Annotated in this window: 20 protein-coding genes; 6 read left to right on the plus strand and 14 right to left on the minus strand. The window is 63.2% G+C overall.

Annotated elements, in window-relative coordinates; all coding sequences use genetic code 11:
* Nucleotides 1-169: 169 nt before the first annotated feature.
* From PQR40_RS12010 to mltG, 6 genes are all read right to left on the minus strand, one after another.
* Complete coding sequence (locus tag PQR40_RS12010) at nucleotides 170-910, minus strand: ankyrin repeat domain-containing protein (protein WP_408223102.1); 741 nt, start codon at nucleotides 908-910, stop codon at nucleotides 170-172.
* Between the two features lie 52 nt (nucleotides 911-962).
* Entirely contained in the window at nucleotides 963-1754 is a 792-nt protein-coding gene (locus PQR40_RS12015; RefSeq protein WP_408223100.1) for a TatD family hydrolase, read from the minus strand.
* Between the two features lie 118 nt (nucleotides 1755-1872).
* On the minus strand, nucleotides 1873-2391 hold the full coding sequence (locus tag PQR40_RS12020) for a GNAT family N-acetyltransferase (protein ID WP_408223098.1): 519 nt from the start codon (nucleotides 2389-2391) through the stop codon (nucleotides 1873-1875).
* 96 nt (nucleotides 2392-2487) lie between these two features.
* A complete protein-coding gene (locus tag PQR40_RS12025) occupies nucleotides 2488-3522 on the minus strand; it encodes a DNA polymerase III subunit delta' (protein WP_408335474.1) in 1035 nt (344 codons plus the stop codon).
* 94 nt (nucleotides 3523-3616) lie between these two features.
* Nucleotides 3617-4237, minus strand: coding sequence for a dTMP kinase (gene tmk, locus PQR40_RS12030; RefSeq protein ID WP_408223269.1), 621 nt, complete (start codon nucleotides 4235-4237; stop codon nucleotides 3617-3619).
* Entirely contained in the window at nucleotides 4237-5247 is a 1011-nt protein-coding gene (mltG, locus tag PQR40_RS12035) for an endolytic transglycosylase MltG (protein ID WP_408223094.1), read from the minus strand. The genes tmk and mltG overlap by 1 nt, the downstream gene beginning before the upstream one ends.
* Before the next feature lie 78 nt (nucleotides 5248-5325).
* Here mltG and ygfZ point away from each other — a divergent pair, with 78 nt between their 5' ends.
* The 4 genes from ygfZ (at nucleotide 5326) to PQR40_RS12055 (ending at nucleotide 8013) form a co-directional block, all read left to right on the plus strand.
* Complete coding sequence (gene ygfZ / locus PQR40_RS12040) at nucleotides 5326-6423, plus strand: CAF17-like 4Fe-4S cluster assembly/insertion protein YgfZ (RefSeq protein ID WP_408335477.1); 1098 nt, start codon at nucleotides 5326-5328, stop codon at nucleotides 6421-6423.
* 86 nt (nucleotides 6424-6509) lie between these two features.
* Complete coding sequence (locus tag PQR40_RS12045; RefSeq protein WP_408335480.1) at nucleotides 6510-6737, plus strand: AbrB/MazE/SpoVT family DNA-binding domain-containing protein; 228 nt, start codon at nucleotides 6510-6512, stop codon at nucleotides 6735-6737.
* Complete coding sequence (locus PQR40_RS12050; protein ID WP_408335483.1) at nucleotides 6730-7155, plus strand: PIN domain-containing protein; 426 nt, start codon at nucleotides 6730-6732, stop codon at nucleotides 7153-7155. The genes PQR40_RS12045 and PQR40_RS12050 overlap by 8 nt, the downstream gene beginning before the upstream one ends.
* A gap of 24 nt (nucleotides 7156-7179) precedes the next feature.
* Nucleotides 7180-8013 carry an NRDE family protein gene (locus PQR40_RS12055; RefSeq protein ID WP_408335486.1) on the plus strand — a complete coding sequence of 278 codons (834 nt, stop codon included), beginning with the start codon at nucleotides 7180-7182 and terminating at the stop codon, nucleotides 8011-8013.
* Nucleotides 8014-8045: 32 nt separating this feature from the next.
* Here the strand turns inward: PQR40_RS12055 and PQR40_RS12060 are convergent, their stop codons facing one another.
* The 5 genes from PQR40_RS12060 to PQR40_RS12080 all read right to left on the minus strand — a co-directional run bounded on the left by PQR40_RS12060 (nucleotide 8046) and on the right by PQR40_RS12080 (nucleotide 13473).
* The gene (locus PQR40_RS12060; protein WP_408223088.1) at nucleotides 8046-9005 is read right to left on the minus strand and encodes an alpha/beta hydrolase; all 960 of its coding nucleotides are present in this window, start codon (nucleotides 9003-9005) and stop codon (nucleotides 8046-8048) included.
* 186 nt (nucleotides 9006-9191) lie between these two features.
* Nucleotides 9192-10082, minus strand: a complete 891-nt coding sequence (locus PQR40_RS12065) for an SDR family oxidoreductase (protein ID WP_408335489.1) — start codon at nucleotides 10080-10082, stop codon at nucleotides 9192-9194.
* A 116-nt stretch (nucleotides 10083-10198) separates the two neighbouring features.
* Entirely contained in the window at nucleotides 10199-11197 is a 999-nt protein-coding gene (locus PQR40_RS12070; RefSeq protein ID WP_408223084.1) for an NADP-dependent oxidoreductase, read from the minus strand.
* Nucleotides 11198-11323: 126 nt separating this feature from the next.
* Nucleotides 11324-11809, minus strand: coding sequence for a PaaI family thioesterase (locus tag PQR40_RS12075; protein ID WP_408223082.1), 486 nt, complete (start codon nucleotides 11807-11809; stop codon nucleotides 11324-11326).
* 131 nt (nucleotides 11810-11940) lie between these two features.
* Entirely contained in the window at nucleotides 11941-13473 is a 1533-nt protein-coding gene (locus PQR40_RS12080) for an aminotransferase-like domain-containing protein (RefSeq protein WP_408335492.1), read from the minus strand.
* A 178-nt stretch (nucleotides 13474-13651) separates the two neighbouring features.
* On the opposite strand from PQR40_RS12080, the gene PQR40_RS12085 reads away from it, so the two are divergent.
* Complete coding sequence (locus PQR40_RS12085) at nucleotides 13652-14029, plus strand: hypothetical protein (RefSeq protein ID WP_408223079.1); 378 nt, start codon at nucleotides 13652-13654, stop codon at nucleotides 14027-14029.
* A 70-nt stretch (nucleotides 14030-14099) separates the two neighbouring features.
* Complete coding sequence (locus tag PQR40_RS12090) at nucleotides 14100-14603, plus strand: LEA/WHy family protein (protein ID WP_408335495.1); 504 nt, start codon at nucleotides 14100-14102, stop codon at nucleotides 14601-14603.
* Between the two features lie 31 nt (nucleotides 14604-14634).
* Here PQR40_RS12090 and PQR40_RS12095 read toward each other — a convergent pair whose 3' ends face one another.
* The 3 genes from PQR40_RS12095 to PQR40_RS12105 form a co-directional block, all read right to left on the minus strand.
* Nucleotides 14635-15813: an acetyl-CoA C-acyltransferase gene (locus tag PQR40_RS12095; RefSeq protein WP_408223075.1), complete on the minus strand. Its 1179-nt coding sequence runs from the start codon at nucleotides 15811-15813 to the stop codon at nucleotides 14635-14637.
* A gap of 154 nt (nucleotides 15814-15967) precedes the next feature.
* Nucleotides 15968-18067, minus strand: a complete 2100-nt coding sequence (locus tag PQR40_RS12100; RefSeq protein WP_408509062.1) for a 3-hydroxyacyl-CoA dehydrogenase NAD-binding domain-containing protein — start codon at nucleotides 18065-18067, stop codon at nucleotides 15968-15970.
* A gap of 154 nt (nucleotides 18068-18221) precedes the next feature.
* Nucleotides 18222-19898: a 3-(methylthio)propionyl-CoA ligase gene (locus PQR40_RS12105; RefSeq protein ID WP_408223071.1), complete on the minus strand. Its 1677-nt coding sequence runs from the start codon at nucleotides 19896-19898 to the stop codon at nucleotides 18222-18224.
* Between the last annotated feature and the right edge of the window lie 64 nt (nucleotides 19899-19962).

The following is a 19962-nucleotide window of genomic DNA, read 5'->3' on the forward strand; positions in this document are numbered from 1 at the left end:
AGCGCGCCAAGTCGTCATTCTGCACTGTTTTGTGGAGTGCCAGGCATGCCAACAGCCGCTATCTTCAGGCAAATTGTGCGGTCCGGCGCGACGGCGGTCCGACGCTCCGGCAACTCGTTGCGCCGGTGGCTGGCATCCCGGCCCCCGGCGCTTCGGCTTTTCAAGCAGTTCACTTCTGTTGCATCTGCTGCAGGCGCGCGGTGAGTCCTTCGACCACGTCCGGCTCCTTATAGGTCTTCGCGAAATCGAGCGCAGTCAGGCCGATCTGGTTTTTCACCGTGAGGTCCGCACCGTTGTCGAGCAGGAGCTTCACCGTCGACACATGACCGCCACGCGCGGCCATCATCAGCGGCGTGGTGCCGTTCGGCGAGCCGGCGTCGACGTAGGCCGAATGGTCGAGCAGTACTTTAACGATGTCGTCATGGCCATTCGCAGCCGCGTAGTGCAACGGCGCCCAGCCCTTCTTGTTGACTTCGGCGTCCTTCGCGATCAGCAGATTGACGAAATCGAGGTCGCCGTTCAGCGCGGCCATCATCATCGCGTTCTCGCCGGCCTTGTCCTGAATCTCGATGTTGGTCTTCGGATTGGCGATCAGCGCGGCACCCACCTTGTCCGATTTCTCACGCGCGGCGATCACCAGCAACGGGAAGCCCTGGTTGTCGACGCTGTTCGGGTCCATACCCTTGGCGAGCAGCTTGTTGACGCCGTCGATGTCGTCGAATTTAACCGACTTGATGAGCGAGTCGATCGGTGCGGCCTGAACCGGCGAGGCGACCAGCGAACTCAATGCGGCGCAGGCGAGCGTGGCGGCCAACGCGGCGCGCGACGCGCTGCGGCGAGCCGAGCCCAAGGCGGATTGCACGGCTGAAGCCTCTTGAAACGCGACGGACGAAGTCGGGTAATTTGTCATGTTTTACTTTAGGAAAATTCCCTATCCTTTTGATATTTATCGGCTTTAATGATCAGACACCAGCCGGCGCGGGAATCTTGAAGAGCCGGAAGAAGTTCTGTGTCGTCGCGGCGGCAAGCGCCGTATCCGGCATCTCGCGTTGTTGCGCGATGAAGCGTCCGACATAACTTACGTACGCAGGTTCATTAGGCTTGCCGCGATACGGCACGGGCGCGAGGTACGGCGAGTCGGTTTCGATCAGCAGGCGGTCGAGCGGCACGCGGCGCGCGACGTCCTGCACGTCGGTCGCGCTCTTGAATGTGACGATGCCCGACAGTGAAATGTAAAAATTCTGCGCCAGCGCCTGCTCAGCGACTGCCCATGGTTCGGTGAAGCAATGCATTACGCCACCCGGTTCGCTTGCGCGTTCCTCGGCCATGATCCGCAGCGTGTCTTCCGCGGACGAACGCGTGTGAATAATCAGCGGCTTTTTCGTGGCGTGTGCGGCACGGATATGGGTGCGAAAGCGCTCGCGCTGCCATTCCATATCGGCGATCGTGCGGCCTTCCAGACGGTAGTAGTCGAGGCCGGTCTCGCCGATCGCGACCACTTTTGGATGCCCGGCCAGCTCGACGAGTTCGGCGAACGTCGGCTCGCGCATGTCCTCGTGATCCGGATGCACGCCGACCGACGCATAGACATTGTCGTGCCGGCTGGCAATTTCCAGCACGGAAGGCAGCGTTTCAAGATCGACCGACACGCACAGCGCATGCGTGACCGAATGGCTGCGCATGTTCTCGAGCACCTGCGGCAGGCGGTCGGCGAGTCCTTCGAAGTTGATATGGCAGTGCGAATCGACAAACATGGTGAAGTCCTGCTGATAGATAGCTTTAACTCAGCTTTAACCCGGTTTTAACTCGAACCCGGTGTGAATCCTGGCTGTGCATCCTGGCTGTGGCTCCGGCTGTGACCCTGGCCGTCAATCAGGCGGCGGCCGGATCGAGCCGCTTGCCGAGAATCACCAGATCGCGCTCCACGGCGTCGAGCATCGCGACGCGCGGGAGCGAGCCCCACGTGTCGAAGCCGAAGCCGCGGAACAGGCGCAGGCTCGCTTCATTGTGACCGAAGATGAAACCCAGCACCGTGTCGATGCCGAGCGCCGGCGCCGCCGCGAGTGAAGCCGCCAGCAGTTGCTTGCCGAGACCCTTGCCACGCGCGCTTTCGTCCAGATAGATGCTGACTTCGGCGGTACGCTGATAGGCCGGGCGGCCGTAGAAGTCAGAGAAGCTCAGCCATGCGATCACGCGGCCGGCCTGCTGCGGATCTTGCACCACCCACAGAGGGCGCTTTTGCGGGCCGTGTGCGTGAAACCACGCCAGACGGCTTTCGACGCTCACCGGTTCGAGATCGGCGGTGACCTGCCGCGACGGCACGGTCGAGTTGTAGATGGCAACGATCGCGGGCAGATCATCGAGCGTGGCATCGCGGTAGGGAAGATTCATGGTGCGGTGAACGTGAGATGGAATACGAATCAGCGGACGGGCACGTGGCCGGGCACGGCACGCCCGCCCTGGACAAACCATCCGGCATCAAAATATTTACGCGAACAATTCGCGATAGCCGATAAACAGTTCTTCAAACACCAGCCGCGCGTTCAGCGGATGGTTCTCGACGGCGCGCTGGCGCGTCACGATGCGCATGAAGCGCGCGAACGCGCTGGCGTCGGCTTGCGATGCACAGCGCGTCAACGCCGTCGAAGCCTGTGGAAAATAGCGCGGCGTGCCGGCTGTGCGCTGCGCCAGCAGATCGTACATCCAGCGTTGCAGCCAGCCGAGCACGAGCGGCACCGGCAGCTTCTGCAGCGCCTCGCCGCAGGCAAAGGCGTCGCAATCGGCACCGGCGGCCAGTTGCTTAAGCGTCCAGTCACGCAGCGCGCGGTTCTCGTCGCTCGCCAGTGCAAGGGCCGTGAGCGGTGCGCCGCCGGCCTCGGCGAGCAGCGTGGGCGCTTCGGCGACGCCTTGCGCGGCGAGCCACTTCGTGGCGAGCGCCGGCGCGGGCATCGTCATCGGCCACTGGCGGCAACGGCTGATGATGGTGGGCAGCAGACGGTCGATGCGCGCCGACACCATCAAAAACATCACGCCCGCCGGCGGTTCTTCGAGCGTTTTCAGGAGCGCGTTGGCCGCGGCGATGTTCAGCCCCTCGGCGGGATACAGCACGACCACGCGCGCGCCGCCACGGTGCGAACCGACGCCGACGAAATCGAGCAAGCCGCGAATCTGCTCGATCTTGATTTCCTTGCTGGGCGCCCGGGTCTTCTTGCCTTCGTCGCCGTCGGCCTTCTCGGCTTTTTCGTCCGCAGCATTACCGAGACCGGCTTCGGCAGCCAGCGCTTCAGGCACGACGATCCGATAGTCCGGATGATTGCCCTGCGTGAACCAGTTGCACGCCACACACGCGCCGCAGGGCTCGCCGTTGGCCTGCTGGGCCTCGCACAGAAAGCCCTGCGCCAGGTGCTGCGCGAAGCGCAGCTTGCCGATTCCCGCCTGCCCGTGCAGCAGCAAGGCGTGAGGCCAATGCCCGCGCAACTGCTGCAGGCGATTCCAGTCATCGGCTTGCCACGGATAAATCATTATTTCTCTTTTAAATCAGTCGGTTGATGGCGCATTTTAAAGTATCGAGCGAACTTCATGTGCACTTATAAATAAGAATTATATTCTTTTAAAATCAAAGGGCTGCGATCAACTCTTCAAGTTTTTTCTGAATCCGTGCAATGCTGTCCGAAGAGTCAATGATAGCGAACCGGTACGGCGCTTCTTCCGCGCGGCGCAGATATTCAGTACGGGTGCGATTGAAAAATGCCTCCGACTCGCTTTCGAAACGATCCGGATCGCGCGCGGCGCGGCGCCGTTCGTTGGCGATTTCCGGCGCCAGGTCGAACAGCACCGTCAGATCCGGCTGAAAACCACCCTGCACCCAGCGCTCCAGCGTTTCCAGCTTGTCACGCGGCAAGCCGCGGCCACCGCCCTGGTAGGCGAAGGTCGCGTCGGAGAAACGGTCGGACAGCACCCAGTCGCCGCGCGCCAGCGCTGGCTCGATCACTTCGGCCAGATGCTGGCGGCGCAGCGCGAACATCAGCAATGCCTCGGTTTCAAGGTCCATCTTCTGATGCAGCACGATCTCCCGGATCTGTTCGCCGAGCGGCGTGCCGCCCGGCTCGCGCGTCATCACGACCGAGCGGCCGGTGCTCGCGACTTTCTCTTCGAGGCGTTCGCGAAACCAGCCCAGATGGGTGGTCTTGCCGGCACCGTCGATGCCCTCAAACGTTATGAATTTGCCCCGCGCCATCATTGCCCTCGAATGTATTTGTCCACGGCCTTGTTGTGATCGCCGAGGGTGTCAGAAAAGATACTGCTGCCGTCGCCGCGCGAAACGAAGTACAGCGCGGTGGATTGCGCCGGGTTCATCGCCGCTTGCAGCGATGCGACACCGGGCAGCGAGATGGGTGTTGGCGGAAGCCCCATCCGGGTGTAGGTATTGTAGGGAGTGTCGGTCTGCAGGTCTTTCTTCCTGATGCGGCCGGTGTAGCTTTCGCCCATGCCGTAGATCACAGTCGGGTCGGTTTGCAGCGGCATGCCCACGCGCAAACGGTTCGCGAACACCGCAGCCACCATCGGCCGGTCGGATTTTTTGCCGGTTTCCTTTTCAATGATTGACGCCATCGTCAACGCGTCGTACGGGGTCTTGTACGGCAGGTTCGCCGCACGGGCCGTCCACGCTTCGTCCAGACGCACACGCATCAGCCGGTACGCACGGCGGTAGACGTCCAGATCGCTGGTGTTCTTGTCGAACAGATAGGTGTCCGGGAAGAACAGGCCCTCGCCGTTGCCAATCGACGCTTCCGGCGCCCCGATCGCGTTCATCAGATCGGTGTCGCTCATGCCCGCCGTGTCGTGCTTGAGCGCCGGATTGGCGTCCAGCTCGGCGCGCATGCGCTTGAAGGTCCACCCTTCGATGATGGTCGCCACGTATTCATTGACGTCGCCGCGCGCGATTTTTTGCAGCACTTCGTACGGCGTGATACCCGTTTTGAACTCGTAGTTGCCGGATTTCAGATCGCTTTGCAGCCCAAGCAGCCGCGTCATGATGACGAACAGTTCAGGCTCCACCGGCACGCCGCCGCGATTGAGTTGCAGCGTAACACTACGCAAGCTGCTGTGCGGCTTGACGGTGACATCGAGTTGCGCGGGGGTCAAATCGAGTGGGCTGTTGGCCCAGTGATATCCGCCTGCGATTGCGGCTGCGGCCAGCACAATGACGATTGAGCCGGCGACGAAACATTTCTTCAGAAGGGACATGCGTAACGGGGCTGGGTTGGACCTCATATAATACTTGTTTGCCTTAGCTAAAGTCAGAATTGACTGTTCCCGGAATCCATGAACACACCGCTCGCTAACGCTTCAGGCACGCCTTCAGTTGCGCCCGCAGTTGCTCAGACGGGCACCGCTGCCACGGCACACGCTTCCGCGCCCGTCGGACTTCCTGCTTTGCCGCGCCCCGCCGCTGACGAATTCGACGCTGTCGTCAGTCAAGGCGCCTACATGCCGCTGACGCAGTTCGGTGTCATCGACGTGACAGGCGACGACGCGGCGAGCTTCCTGCACGGCCAGTTGACCAACGACACGCAGCATCTGGATGCCGCCAATGCACGCCTCGCCGGCTACTGTTCGGCCAAGGGCCGCCTGCTGGCATCGTTCCTGACGTGGCGCACGGGCGAGACGATTCGCCTGCTGGTGTCGAAAGACGTGCAGGCCGCCGTGCAGAAGCGGCTGTCCATGTTCGTCCTGCGCGCCAAGGCCAGGCTCGTGGATGCGAGTGGCGAACTGGCGGTGGTGGGCCTCGCGGGCGACGTGCGCAAAGCGCTGTCGGGCGTGTTCGATGCGCTGCCCGACGGCGTACATGTGCAGGTAGACGGCACGGCGGGTTCCCTGATTCGTGTTCCGGACGCGCTAGGCCGGCTGCGTTATCTGTGGGTCGGCCCCAAGGCCACGATCGAGGCGCATCTGCCGTTGCTCGACGAAAAGCTCACGCGCGTATCGCCGGCGGTATGGGACTGGCTCGACATTCGCGCGGGCGAACCGCGCATCACGCAGCCGGTGGTCGAGCAATTCGTGCCGCAAATGGTCAATTTCGACGTGCTCGGCGCGGTCAACTTCCGCAAGGGCTGTTATCCGGGTCAGGAAGTGGTGGCGCGCAGCCAGTATCGCGGCACGATCAAGCGGCGCACCTCGCTCGCGAACGTGGCGGGCGAACTGGCGACGGTCAAGGCAGGTGCGGAACTGTTCCACTCTGACGATCCGGGCCAGCCGTGCGGGATGGTGGTGAATGCGGCGTCGGCGCCGGAGGGTGGCGTCGATGTGCTGGTGGAGATCAAGCTGGCGGCGCTCGAAGGCGGCTCGGTGCATCTGGACGCGGCGGATGGTCCGGCGCTGACATTCCTGCAGTTGCCGTATGGGTTGCCGACCGAGATTTAAACCCACCGCGGCTCTACAAAGGCATCATCTTGTGCTCAGCAATTGATATACTTTCAACTACGTATATCAATTGCTGAGAGGGCATCATGGTGGTCTCCAAGTGGGGTAATAGTCTTGCGATCCGGCTACCTGCCGCGGTAGTCGACGCCCTCGAATTGCACGAAGGTGACGATATTGAAGTGGTAGTCGCTAGCGCCCGCATTTTCGAGTTGAAGAAGAAACCCGGCCGCGAAGATTTCCTCGCGCGTCTGCGTGATTTCCGCGGCAAGCTCCCTGCCGACTTCACATTCGATCGGAACGATGCGAATGAATGAGGTGAAGGCATTTATCGACAGCAACGTATTGCTTTACCTGCTTTCGGCGGATGCTGCAAAGGCCGAGCGAGCCGAAGCGACAATTCGCGCTGGAGGGCGTATCAGCGTACAGGTGCTCAACGAGATAGCGAACGTAGCGCGGCGCAAGCTCGGTATGTCGTGGCCGGATATCAACGAGGTGCTCACGCTCATCCGCTCGCTGTGCCCTGCCGACCCGTTGACGATTGAAATCCACGAGCGAGGCAGGCTGGTTGCCGAACGTTACGGTCTGAGCGTATACGACGCGATGATCGTGGCCGCGGCGCTGGTTGCCGGATGCGAGACGCTCTATTCCGAAGATATGCAGGACGGCTTGGTGATCGAGCGGCAGGTGAGGATCCGCAATCCATTCGCGGCCCAGTCGGTGCCGGCACTCTAACTACTTCCCGGGAGACGTCCCCCGATGTGTCTGATTGTCTTCGACTGGCGACCCGATGCGGTCGACGGACCGCTCTTCACGCTCGCCGCGAATCGCGACGAATTTTTCCGCCGCACCGCCGAGCCGATCAGCTGGTGGCATGACGCGCCGACCGTGCTGGCTGGCCGCGATCTGGTGGGTGGCGGCACGTGGCTCGGCATGGCACGCGATGGCCGCTTCGCCGCGCTGACCAATTATCGCGCGCCGCACGAAATGCGCGCCGATGCGCCGACGCGAGGCACCCTGGTCAGCGACTGGCTCAGCGGCTCAGGCAACGGCCAGCAGGAAACGCCGCTCGACTATCTGCAACACGTCGCACAAACCGGCGACATCTATAACGGCTTCAACCTGCTCGTCGGCGACTGGACGCGCCGCGAACTCGGCTGGTACTGCAACCGGTCGAACGTCGCGCCCACGCTGCTCGCGCCCGGCACGCATGGCATCTCGAACGCGGTGCTCGATACCGCGTGGCCGAAGCTGGTCACGAAGCGCGCCGAGCTGGGCACCATGCTCGCGCGCGATGCGATGCCGCCGCTCGAACGGCTGATCGATCTGATGCGCGATCCGCGCCTTGCCCGTGACGATGAATTGCCGTCCACCGGCATTCCGCTTGAACGGGAGCGGGCGTTGTCGGCGGCATTTATCGAAATGCCGGAATACGGCACGCGGGGCACGACCGCGGTGCGCGTGGTCGCGCATGGCGAGGTGATCAGCGTAGCGGCCGCCGAACGCAGCGACGACAACGGCTCGCATCGGATCGTGCGACCCGGTGACTTCGAGCGAAGCTTCGCGTTTAACGTCGAACGCGAGATCGCCTGAGACGCGCTTGACGGCTGCCGGGCCGATGCAGACTACTCAAGGCCGAACGCCGCCCGCAACGCCGCGGCGGCATCCGCATGCGCCTGCGCGACGTCGGTCACGAAGCCGCCCATCTTGAAGAACTCGTGAATCATGCCCGCGTAGCGTTGCAGCACGACCTGATTGCCCGCCGCGCGCAGTTTCTCCGCATACGCATCGCCTTCGTCGCTTAACGGATCGTATTCGGCGGTTGCGATCCATGCCGGCGCGAGGCCGCTGAAATCGGGCGTGCCGCGTGTGCCGTCGAGCGGCGCAAAACGCCAGTCGTCGCGATCACGCTTATCGCGCACGTATTGATCAAAGAACCATTGAATCGTGTCGCCCGACAGCAGGAACCCGGACGCGAGGCGCGAGTGCGAATCGGTTTGCTGATAGCCCGTGGTACCCGGATAGATCAACAATTGCAGGACGAGCCTGATGCCCGCGTCGCGTGCCAGCACCGCGCATACCGTTGCCAGCGTGCCGCCCGCGCTATCGCCGCCCACGGCCAGCCGCGCTGCATCGATACCGTATTCCGCGGCGTGTGCGTGCAGCCAGACCAACGCATCGAACGCGTCTTCAACCGCTGTGGGAAATTTGTACTCGGGCGCGAGCCGGTAATCGACCGACAGCACCGTGCACTTGCCATCGCGCGCGAACATCCGGCATAACGCATCGTGCGTATCGACGCTGCCGACCGTGAAGCCGCCACCGTGGTAATACACCAGCGCCGGCGCAGGCTCGGCCCAACTCGGCTCGACAGGCTGATAAAGACGCGCGCGAATCGTCGCACCGTCGCGCGTCGGCACTTGCAGGTCTTCGACCGCGAACATGGGCGCGCTCGCGATCTCCAGAATCGGCGCGCTTTTCTCGTAGGATGCGCGCGCTTGTTGCGGGGTCAACTCGTGAAGCTGCGGGCGTCTAGCGCGCGCGATCATGTCGAGCACCTGCTCGATCTTCGGATTCAGCGGCATTGGGCGTCTGATGGCGCGGGGGCGCCGAGCGTTAGTAGGTAAAAAGGCAGGTAAATGACAGGGCATGCAGTCGAGCAAATCGTAAAAGCCTGGAAACCGGTGGCCGGCCTCAGCTACCGCGTGCAATCGTCACGAAAAAACCCGGCGCAAGCCAACGAAAAAACCGCAGTCCGATACCGTGAGCGCCTAGCTCGCGTTCTTCACTTCCGGCTTAAGCGACATCGGATCAGTCGGGTTGCGCAACTGCTCGATATCCTCGTGACGCAGCTTCACCGTCGCCAGAATGCCCGGATGCGTGACGATGTAAAAACGCCGCGCGGCGATTGCTTCGAACGTGATGTCGGCGACGTCGGTCGCGCTCAGCTTGCCCGATTGCACCGCGCGTTGCAGTTGCTTGCCGGCGGCGATCTGCGAACGGGTCGGTCCGCTATCGTTGCGCAGTTCCGCGGGCCGCGCGCGTTCCGCGTCGGCGATGCCGGTCGGCACGAAGGCGGGGCACAACAGTGAACAGCCGACCGCCCCGCCACCCGCCGGTTTTGCCGCCTGTGCGAGTTGCAGGTCGTGATAGAGCGTCTCCGTGAGCGACACGACGGCGTGCTTCGAGGCGTTGTAGATGCCCATTGCGGGCGGCGACAGCAAGCCCGCCACTGACGCCGTGTTGACGATATGCGCGGGTTCGTTCTGCCGCAGCATGATCGGTGTGAAAGCGCGCACGCCGTGCGCGACGCCCATCACGTTGACGTTGAACACCCACGCCCAGTCGTTCGCCGAACTTTCCCAGAGGAAGCCGCCGGAGCCCACGCCTGCGTTGTTGAACAGAAGATGCACTTTGCCGAAGGCGTCGAGCGCCGCTTGCGCGAGCGCTTCGACCTGGGCGGCGTCGGACACGTCCGTCGGCACGCCGATTGCCTCGGCGCCGCCGGCGCGCAATGCGTCGACGATTTGCGCTAGCGCGTCGGGGTTCACGTCGGCCAGCACGAGTTTCATGCCGAGCGACGCGCCCTTCTCCGCGAACGCACGGCCGAAGCCGCTTGCCGCGCCGGTGATCACCGCCACCTTGCCTTCGAATTCGAACATCTTTTCTCTCCTGGATTTAGCGGCTCAGGATTATCGGTCGAGAACCGTCAGCCGAGACGTTTATCCGCTGGGCCTCATCGACGTCCACCGCATGCGCGGTTCGACAGCCGCCGCGCTCAGATCAGCTTGACGAGCTGCTTGCCGAAGTTCTTGCCCTTCAGAAGACCGATGAACGCCTCCGGCGCCGCATCGAGCCCTTGTGCGATGGTCTCGCGGTATTGCAGCTTCTTCTGCGCGACCAGTGTGCCGAGTTGCTTGAGCGCTTCGGGCCACACCTCCATATGCTCGCTGACGATGAAGCCTTGCACCAGCAACCGCTGCGTGAGCATCAGCGACGGATGCTTGAGCGGCAGCGGCTGGCCATCGTAGCCCGCGATAAATCCGCATAGCGCAATGCGTCCGAACGCGTTCATGCGCGCCAGCGTCACGTCGAGCACTTCGCCGCCGACGTTCTCGAAGTAGCCATCGACACCGTCCGGCGTCACGGCTTTGAGTTCCTGATACAGATTGCCGGCCTTGTAGTCGACGCAGGCATCGAAGCCGAGTGTCTCGACCACATAGCGGCACTTTTCCGCGCCGCCCGCAATGCCGACCGCGCGCGCGCCGGCCAGCTTCGCCAGTTGCCCGACCACGCTGCCCACCGCGCCGCTCGCCGCGCTGACCACCACCGTCTCACCCGCTTTCGGCGCGATGATCCGGTTCAGGCCGTACCAGGCCGTTACGCCAGGCATGCCAACCGGGCCGAGATACGCCGACAGCGGCACGTGCGTATCGTCGACTTTCTGCACGCCCGCACCGTTCGAGACGCCGTATTCCTGCCAGCCGAACATCGCGACGACTTTATCGCCGGGCGCGAACTTCGGATTCTTCGACTCCACCACTTCGCCCACCGTGCCGCCGATCATCACTTCGTTCAGCGGCTGCGGCGCTGCATACGACTTGCTGTCGTTCATGCGACCGCGCATGTACGGATCGAGCGACAGGAAGTGATTGCGCACGCGGAATTCGCCATCGGCGAGCGGCGCCAGCGGGGTTTCGACGAGCTTGAAGTTATCGGGCGTAACGGCGCCTTGCGGACGCGAAGCCAGCACGAGTTGACGGTTGATCTGGGGCATGACGATCGTCTCCATGGGTTACCGATGTGATCGGCGAATAATTCGAACGAACGGCGCGAACGAACGGCGTCTGCAAAAACAGGATCCCGCGCGCGGCTCTCAACGCGCGTGCTGTCCATCCGGCGTTTAACCGTCGCTTGGACCGGGTTTCGCCGAAGGGTCGCTGCGCAGACGCTGTTGCGTCACGTCGCGGCCCACGGCGAGACGCCGCATATATTTGAAGGTGCCGAGCGCTTTGGCGACGAAGTGGCCTTCGCTGTCGCGGATCTCGCCTTCGCAATAGGCCATGGTGGTCGAGCGGTGCAGCACGCGGCCGGTCGCGCGCAATTCGCCCCGGCCCGGCTGCATGAAGTTGACTTTCATCTCGACGGTCACCACGCCGACGCCGTCGCCGGCCAGACTGCGCGCGGCCATGGCGAGCGCGACGTCGGCGAGCGTCATGGTCACGCCGCCATGCGCGACATTCCACGTGTTCATGTGATCGTGCTGCAGCGGCAGCACGACTTCGCTGACGCCGTCTGCCGCCGACAACAATTGCGCGCCGAGCCGGTCGACGAAGGGGCTTTCGGGCAACGACGCACTGCCCGTTTTAGATGAGGGTGATTCGGTCATTGCTGAGTTCAGATTCCGTAGTCGGCACATTCACGCGACGCGCGCAACGCGCATGACGTGAATGCCCGCAGGTTTCGGGCTGCCCGGACGTGCGTTCAAGGGCGCACGCGTGCAGCAGGAAATGATAACCGCTATGGCGTTTGCGCATGCGCCGCCATCCGTGTCGCCAGACGCCCTAAGCTGCGCACCGCCTCGTCGGCCTGATCGAGATCCGTACTCGGACAACTGAGGCGGATGAAATGATCGAAGCGCCCGGCGTTCGAAAACACCGTGCCCGGCATCACGCGGATGCCCTCATCCAGAGCAACGTCGAAAAAAGCCGACGACGACACCTCGCGCGGCAACTCGATCCAGAAAAACATGCCGCCGGCCGGTGGCGTGAAGCGCGTCCCGTCGGGAAACGATGCGGCGATCGCCGCGGCCATGCGCTCACGCTGAATCCGCAGACGGTCGCGCAAACGCCGCAGATGCCGCTCATAGGCACTCGTTTCCAGAAATTCGGCGAGCACGACTTGCGACAACTGCTCGTTATGGCGCGACTGCGCGAACTTCAGCATGCCGATGCGCGGATGCCAGCGTCCGCCGTTGATCCAGCCGACTCGCATGCCTGGCGCGAGCGTCTTGTTGAACGACGTGCAATGAATCACGGTGCCGTCGGTGTCCCAGGTCTTCAACGATCTGGGCGGCTGCGCCGTGTCGACGAGTTCGCGGTAGGGATCGTCCTCGATCAGCGGAATGCCGGCTCGCGCGCACAGTTCGACGAGCCGCGCCTTGTGCGTATCGGGCATGACGCTGCCGAGCGGATTCTGCAGATTCGGCACGACCACGACTGCCTTGATGTCGGGGTGCGTTTGCAGCGCGAACGCCAGCGCTTCGACGGCCAGACCGGAGGTTGGGCTGGCCGGGATTTCGAGCGCGCGCAGGCCGAGGCTTTCGAGCACCTGCAGCAAGCCGAAGAAGCACGGCGATTCCACCGCGACTGTGTCGCCCGGTTGCGTAACGGCACGCAACGCCAGGTTCACAGCCTCGATACCGCCGTGGGTCATGATCACCTCGTCCGCGCCGATCTGGATGCCGACGTCGAGCGCACGGCGCGCAATGATCGCGCGCAGCTCGGGATCGCCCTGATCGTGGCCGGCCGTGGTCAGCAGTGTCGGACGGCGACGCAGTGCGCGCAGCGCGGCCTTTTGCAAGGCGTCAGTGGGGTAAAGATCGGGCGAGGCAGTCGAGCCGCCGAGATTCAACGCGTCGGGATAGCGCTGAAATTTCGACACGATCGCCGAAATCGCCGTATGGATCCCGACGAACTGCGCGGCGGCAGGGGCGGCCGCGAGGTCGGGCTCGGTTGCGCCGGGCAACGTAGCCGTCTGCCGGGCGCGCACGAAGTAACCAGCGCGTGGCCGGGCGTCGATCAATGCGTCGCGTTCCAGGGTGCGATAGCTCTCGGTTGCCGTCGCAAGGCTTACGCCGTGCCGTTGCATGAATGCGCGCATCGACGGCATGCGGTCGCCGGGACGCAGCACGCCGTTGTCGATTGCGCGACGGTATTGGTCGGCCAGCTGGCGGTACAGGGGACCGCTATCCGGGACGCTGCCGTGCGCGGGTCGTTCCTGCAGCGGTGAGACCACCGCGAGTACGTCCTGCGTAGAGATAGAAGAGTTCATGAACCGATGGTGCGGACAGTTCGCGCGCGGCGACAGATACACATCTGCCTGATTCCAACCGATACAGCACGCTGAAACTCAGTCTTGTACCGGTTCACATAGTCCATTGTTGCGCCTGTTTTCACGTGGACGGACTCAATAAGCTGTGTGGCATGGAAACGATTTAAAGGAATCGATCATGTCCATCGCACCAGCTCGCAGCGGTTTGTCCCACGATGCCGCCACCGCCCGCGTTGCAGCCGGACAGATGGCTGTGCACGATCTACGCGCACGTACCTCGATCGTGGCCGTCGAGGGCGATCTGCAACTCGCCTTCCGCGATCACTCGCTGTCGTGGCTCGGAGACACCGTCCCGCTCACGTTGCTCACGCTGCATGAAGGCGAACGCTACGTCACACCACAGCGCGGCGTCGTGTCGATCAGCGCGACGCATGCGCGAGCGGCCGTCTTCGTCGTACAGCCACGCCAGACCGAAAACGAGTGGCCCGGTCGCATCGTTCAAGCCGTGCGCAATCTGACAAGCCTCGTCAAAACCCGGCTGCGGCGCGCCATCTGACACGTCCCGACCGGCACAAACCGGCCCGCTACAATGCATGACCCAACCCGCTTCCTTCAAGGTGCCGGTCATGTCCTTCTTTCGCGTACTGCTGTGCCGCCGTTACGCCTGCCTGGCCGCGCTCATCGCCATCGTCACGCTGACGCTCAACGGTTGCGCGGGTCTGTTCGGCGGCGACCCTCTCCGCGTGAACGTGGCCGGCATCGAACCAGCCGACGGTCAGGGTCTCGAGATGCGCTTCAACGTCAAACTGCGCGTCCAGAATCCCAATGAGTCCGCCGTCAACTTCGACGGCGTGTCGCTCGATCTCGAACTGAACGGCAAGTCGTTCGCGAGCGGCGTGAGTGATCAGAGCGGCACCGTGCCGCGCTTTGGCGAAACAGTCGTCAATGTGCCGCTGACCGTGCCCGCCTTCGCCGCGGTTCGCCAGGCGTTCGCCCTGGCGGGCGCCGCGCAGTCGGGACAGGTTCCGTACGTTCTGCGCGGCAAACTCGCCGACGGCCTCACCGGCACGACACGCTTCGTCGATCGAGGTACGTTGAGCCTGCCGGCGCTCGGCATGGCCTTGCCCTGATGCGGCTCGCCTGTCCCGCTCCCGCGCCTGATCAAACCACTTCGAACAAGCCTGCTGCACCCTGGCCGCCACCGATACACATCGTCACGACGACGAGTTTCGCACCGCGCCGCTTGCCTTCGATCAGCGCATGGCCGGTCAAACGCGCGCCCGACACGCCATACGGATGACCCACCGCAATCGCGCCGCCGTTCACGTTCAGGCGGTCGTGCGGAATGCCGAGCTTGTCGGCGCAATACAGCACCTGCACCGCGAACGCTTCGTTCAGTTCCCACAGGTCGATGTCTTCGACCTTCAGGCCAGCCTGCTTGAGCAGCTTAGGCACCGCGAACACCGGGCCGATGCCCATCTCGTCCGGCTCGCAACCGGCCACCGCAAAGCCGCGGAAAATGCCGAGCGGTTGCAGGCCTTCACGCTCCGCGACCTTCGCGTTCATCACCACGCAAGCCGACGCGCCGTCCGAGAACTGGCTAGCGTTGCCTGCGGTGATCACGCCACCCGGCATCGCGGTACGAATCTTCGACACGCCTTCGAGCGTCGTGTCGGCACGAATGCCTTCGTCGGCGCTGACCGTGACTTCCTTCGTGTAGAGACGACCGGTCGCTTTATCGGCGACGCCGGCGAGCACCGTCAACGGCACGATCTCGTCCTTGAACTTGCCAGCTTCGAGCGCTGCCGCGGCTCGCTGCTGCGAGCGCACGCCGTATTCGTCCTGACGTTCCTTCGAGATCGCGTAGCGCTTCGCAACGTTCTCCGCGGTTTGCAGCATGGACCAGTAGATTTCCGGCTTGTTCTTGCTGAGCCAGCCTTCAGCCACCATGTGGCGATTCATCTCGTTCTGCACACACGAGATCGATTCCACGCCACCCGCGACGAACACATCGCCCTCGCCGGCGATCACGCGTTGCGCAGCCAATGCGATGGTTTGCAAACCCGACGAGCAGAAACGGTTCACCGTCATGCCCGGCACGCTGACCGGCAAACCAGCGCGCAGTGCGATTTGCCGCGCGATGTTAGCGCCCGTCGCGCCTTCCGGATTCGCGCAGCCCATGATCACGTCTTCGATACGCGCCGGGTCCAGCTTCGCGCGCTCGACAGCGGCCTGTGTCGCGTGGCCGCCAAGCGTCGCGCCGTGCGTCATGTTGAAACCGCCGCGCCATGATTTGGCGAGGCCCGTACGGGCGGTCGATACGATTACGGCGTCAGTCATGCATCTCTCCTATGTCGACCCGAGTTGGCGCTTTAGCGCTTACTCGGGTCCCATGCGATTTATTGCCTTCCAGATGGTGATGGTGGGCGCGCTGGCGGATCGCTCAGTCGCCCCACTTCATTCATTTCACTCATTTCGCCTGAGCGGCCGCGCTTCAGCCGTTGAACCCACGGCCTTTCGCCGCAAGTTCCGCGATGCTCGGCGCCAGTTGCCAGGCGTCGCCATTCGGGCGCGACGCATAGCGGCGAATCGCACGCTCGACGTTGTAGAGGCCGACCGTATCCGCGTACAGCATCGGACCGCCACGATAGAGCGGGAAGCCGTAGCCGGTCAGATAAACCATGTCGATGTCCGACGCCTTCGACGCAATGCCTTCCTCGAGAATCTTCGCGCCTTCGTTGGCGAGCGCAAACACGAGGCGCTCGACGATTTCCTCGTCGCTGATCTTGCGGCGCTCGGCGTTGGCTTCCTTCGAGAACGACGTAATCATCTCGTCGACCACTTTCGACGGATACGCGGTGCGGTCGCCCGCCTTGTAGTCGTACCAGCCGCCGCCGGTCTTCTGCCCGAAGCGCCCCGTCTCGCAGAGACGATCGGCGATCTTCGAGTAGTGCATGTCAGGATGTTCCTGATAGCGGCGTTTGCGGATCGCCCAGCCGATGTCGTTACCGGCCAGGTCGCTCATGCGGAACGGGCCCATCGCGAAGCCGAACTTCTCGATGGCCTTGTCCACTTGTGCGGGCAATGCGCCTTCTTCGAGCATGAAGAGCGCCTGACGGATGTACTGCTCGATCATCCGGTTGCCGATGAAGCCGTCGCACACGCCCGAAACCACAGCGGTCTTTTTGATCTTTTTGGCGAGCTTCATGACGGTGGCGAGCACGTCTTTCGCCGTTTCCTTTCCGCGCACGACTTCGAGCAACTTCATCACGTTGGCCGGGCTGAAGAAGTGCATGCCGACCACGTCCTGCGGACGCTTCGTGAAAGCGGCGATCTTGTCGACATCCAGCGTGGAGGTGTTCGACGCGAGGATCGCGCCAGGCTTCGCCACTTCGTCGAGACGCTTGAATACCTGCTCCTTGACGCCGAGTTCTTCGAACACCGCCTCGACGATCATATCGGCAGTTTTCAGGTCGTCATAAGAGAGCGTCGGCGTGACCAAGGCCATGCGCTGTTCCAGCGCTTCGGGCTTGAGCTTGCCTTTCTTGACGGTGGCTTCGTAGTTCTTGCGGATCGTGGCGATGCCGCGGTCGAGCGCTTCCTGCTTCGTTTCCAGCAACGTGACCGGAATGCCCGCGTTGATGAAGTTCATCGCGATGCCACCGCCCATCGTTCCGGCACCGATCACGGTCACCTGTTTGATGTCGCGCACCGGCGTGTCCGACGGCACATCGGGAATCTTGCTCGCCGCACGTTCGCCGAAGAACGCATGACGCAGCGCGTGGCTTTCCGGCGTCTGCACAAGCGCGATGAAGCATTCGCGTTCGAACGCGAGGCCCTTGTCGAAACCGTTCTGCACGCCCGCTTCCACCGCGTCGATGCACTTCAGCGGCGCCGGGAAATTCTTCGCCATCGCCGCGACGGTATTGCGCGTGAACTGGATGAAACCAGCGGCATTCGGATGCTCGATCTTGCGGTCGCGCACCTTCGGATGCGGGCCCGCTTTCGCGCCGACCTTGCGGGCAAACGCGAGCGCTGCTTCGGCCAGATCGCCTGCCACGACTTCGTCGAACAGGCCCGAGTCGGCCAGCCCCGGATGGGCCAGCTTCTCCGACATCACCGGTGCACCGGAGACGATCATGTTGAGCGCGGCTTCGAGGCCGATGGCACGCGGCAAACGCTGCGTGCCGCCCGCGCCCGGCAGGATGCCGAGCTTCACTTCCGGCAGCGCGATCTGCGCGCCGACTGCGGCGATCCGATAATGCGCGCCGAGCGCCAGCTCGAGGCCACCGCCCATGGCGACGCTGTGAATGGCGGCAATCACCGGCTTGGCGCTGCCCTCGACGGTCTTGATGACCGTGGCGAGCGTCGGCTCCTGGGTCGCCTTCGGCGTGTTGAATTCGGTGATGTCGGCGCCGCCCGAGAAGGCTTTGCCCGCGCCCGTCAGCACGATCGCCTTGATGGCCGGATCGTTCTGGGCGCGCTCGATCCCTTCGACGATACCCGCTCGCGTCGAGAGGCCGAGGCCGTTTACGGGGGGATTGTTCAGCGTAATGACGGCCACGCCGTCATGAGTTGTGTAGTCCACTGCCATCTGCCTGCCTCCATGCGATGAGGCGGCGCATGACGCGCCGCCCGTCCGGTTTATCGAGTCGGCTCATTGTCCGACGCATTGTCTGACTTAGTGTCCGACTTTCCCGGGGTCAGCAGGCAGAATACACAAAAAAGCACGCTCGTTCAATTTATCGTTAGGCGGGGTTTCCCCTGGCAAGCGGGCAATCCTTTTCGTCTTCGAGTACGGACGGCAGGATATGGTCGCGGAACGTATCGCGCAGCTTGAGTTTCTGCAGCTTGCCGGTAGCCGTGTGCGGGAGTTCGTCGACGAAAGCGACGTCGTCGGGAATCCACCATTTGGCAACCTTGCCGTCATAGAACGCAAGCAGTTCTTCGCGCGTCACGTCGAAACCAGCCCGCTTGACGATTACCAGCAGCGGCCGCTCGGTCCATTTCGGATGCGCGCAGGCGATGCAAGCGGCTTCGGCCACCGCCGGATGAGCGATCGCGACATTCTCGATGTCGATCGAACTGATCCACTCGCCGCCGGATTTGATGACGTCTTTCGAACGATCCGTGATGTGCAGGAAGCTGTCGCGGTCGATGGTGGCGACGTCGCCGGTCGGAAACCAGCCGTCCACGAGCGGAGAATCGTCCTTGCGGAAATACCGGTCGATCACCCAGGGCCCGCGCACATGCAGATCGCCGAACGCCACCCCGTCCCACGGCAGATCGCGCCCGTCTTCGCCGACGATCTTCATATCGACGCCGTACAGCACGTGGCCCTGCTTTTCGAGCAGTTTGCGCTGCTCTGCCAACGGACGCTGACTCTGTTCCCACGTCAGTTTCGACAAGGTCCCGAGCGGTGACATTTCCGTCATGCCCCATGCATGGATCACCTGCACGCCGTATTCGTCCTCGAACGTGCGCAGCATCGCGGGCGGACACGCTGAGCCGCCGATCACCGTGCGATTCAGCGACGAAAACCTTACGCCGGCCTCGCGCAGATAGTTGAGCAAGCCGAGCCACACGGTCGGCACGCCGGCCGAATACGTGACGCGTTCGCTCTCCATCAATTCATAGAGCGATTTGCCGTCGAGATCCTTGCCGGGAAAGACAAGTTTCGCGCCGGTCAGCGGCGCGGCGTGCGGAATGCCCCAGGCGTTCACATGGAACATCGGTACGACCGGCAGCACCGAGTCGCGCGCGGACAGGCTCATCGCATCGGGCAGCGATGCGCCGAACGCATGCAACACCGTCGAGCGATGCGAATACAACGCGCCTTTCGGGTTACCCGTGGTGCCCGACGTATAGCAAAGGTAAGACGCCTGACGTTCGTCGAGTTGCGGCCATTCGTAGTTGCCGTCCTGCGCGTTGACCAGCGTTTCGTAGCTGAGTACCGGCGTTTGCATCTTCGGCAGATGCGCTTCGTCGGCCAGTGCGATCCAGCCGCGCACCTTGGGGCACTGCGGCGCGAGCGCGTCGACGAGCGGTGCGAACGTGGTGTCGAAGAGTACGTAAGCGTCGTCGGCGTGGTTGACGATGTAGGCGATCTGATCGGGAAAGAGACGCGGATTGATCGTGTGGCACACGGCGCCGAAGCCCGTTGCGCCGTAATACGCTTCCAGATGCCGGTAGCCGTTCCAGGCCAGCGTGCCCACCCGCTCGCCGGGCTCGACGCCAAGCGCGATCAGCGCCTGCGCCAGCTGCTTCGCGCGTTTTTCGCAATCGCGGTAGGTGTAGCGATGCACGTCGCCTTCGATGCGCCGGGACACGATCTCGGTGTCGCCGAAATGCCGCGCGGCATGCGCGAGCAACGAGGACACAGTGAGCGGCACGTCCATCATCTGGCCAAGCAGCGGCGTCGTCATAAAGAGAGATCTCCTCGCCTTGTTTGTGTCATTGGGGTTACAGCTCGGGGCTGCGCGGCGCACT

The organism is Paraburkholderia sediminicola (assembly GCF_046026855.1).
GTDB lineage: Bacteria > Pseudomonadota > Gammaproteobacteria > Burkholderiales > Burkholderiaceae > Paraburkholderia > Paraburkholderia sediminicola_A.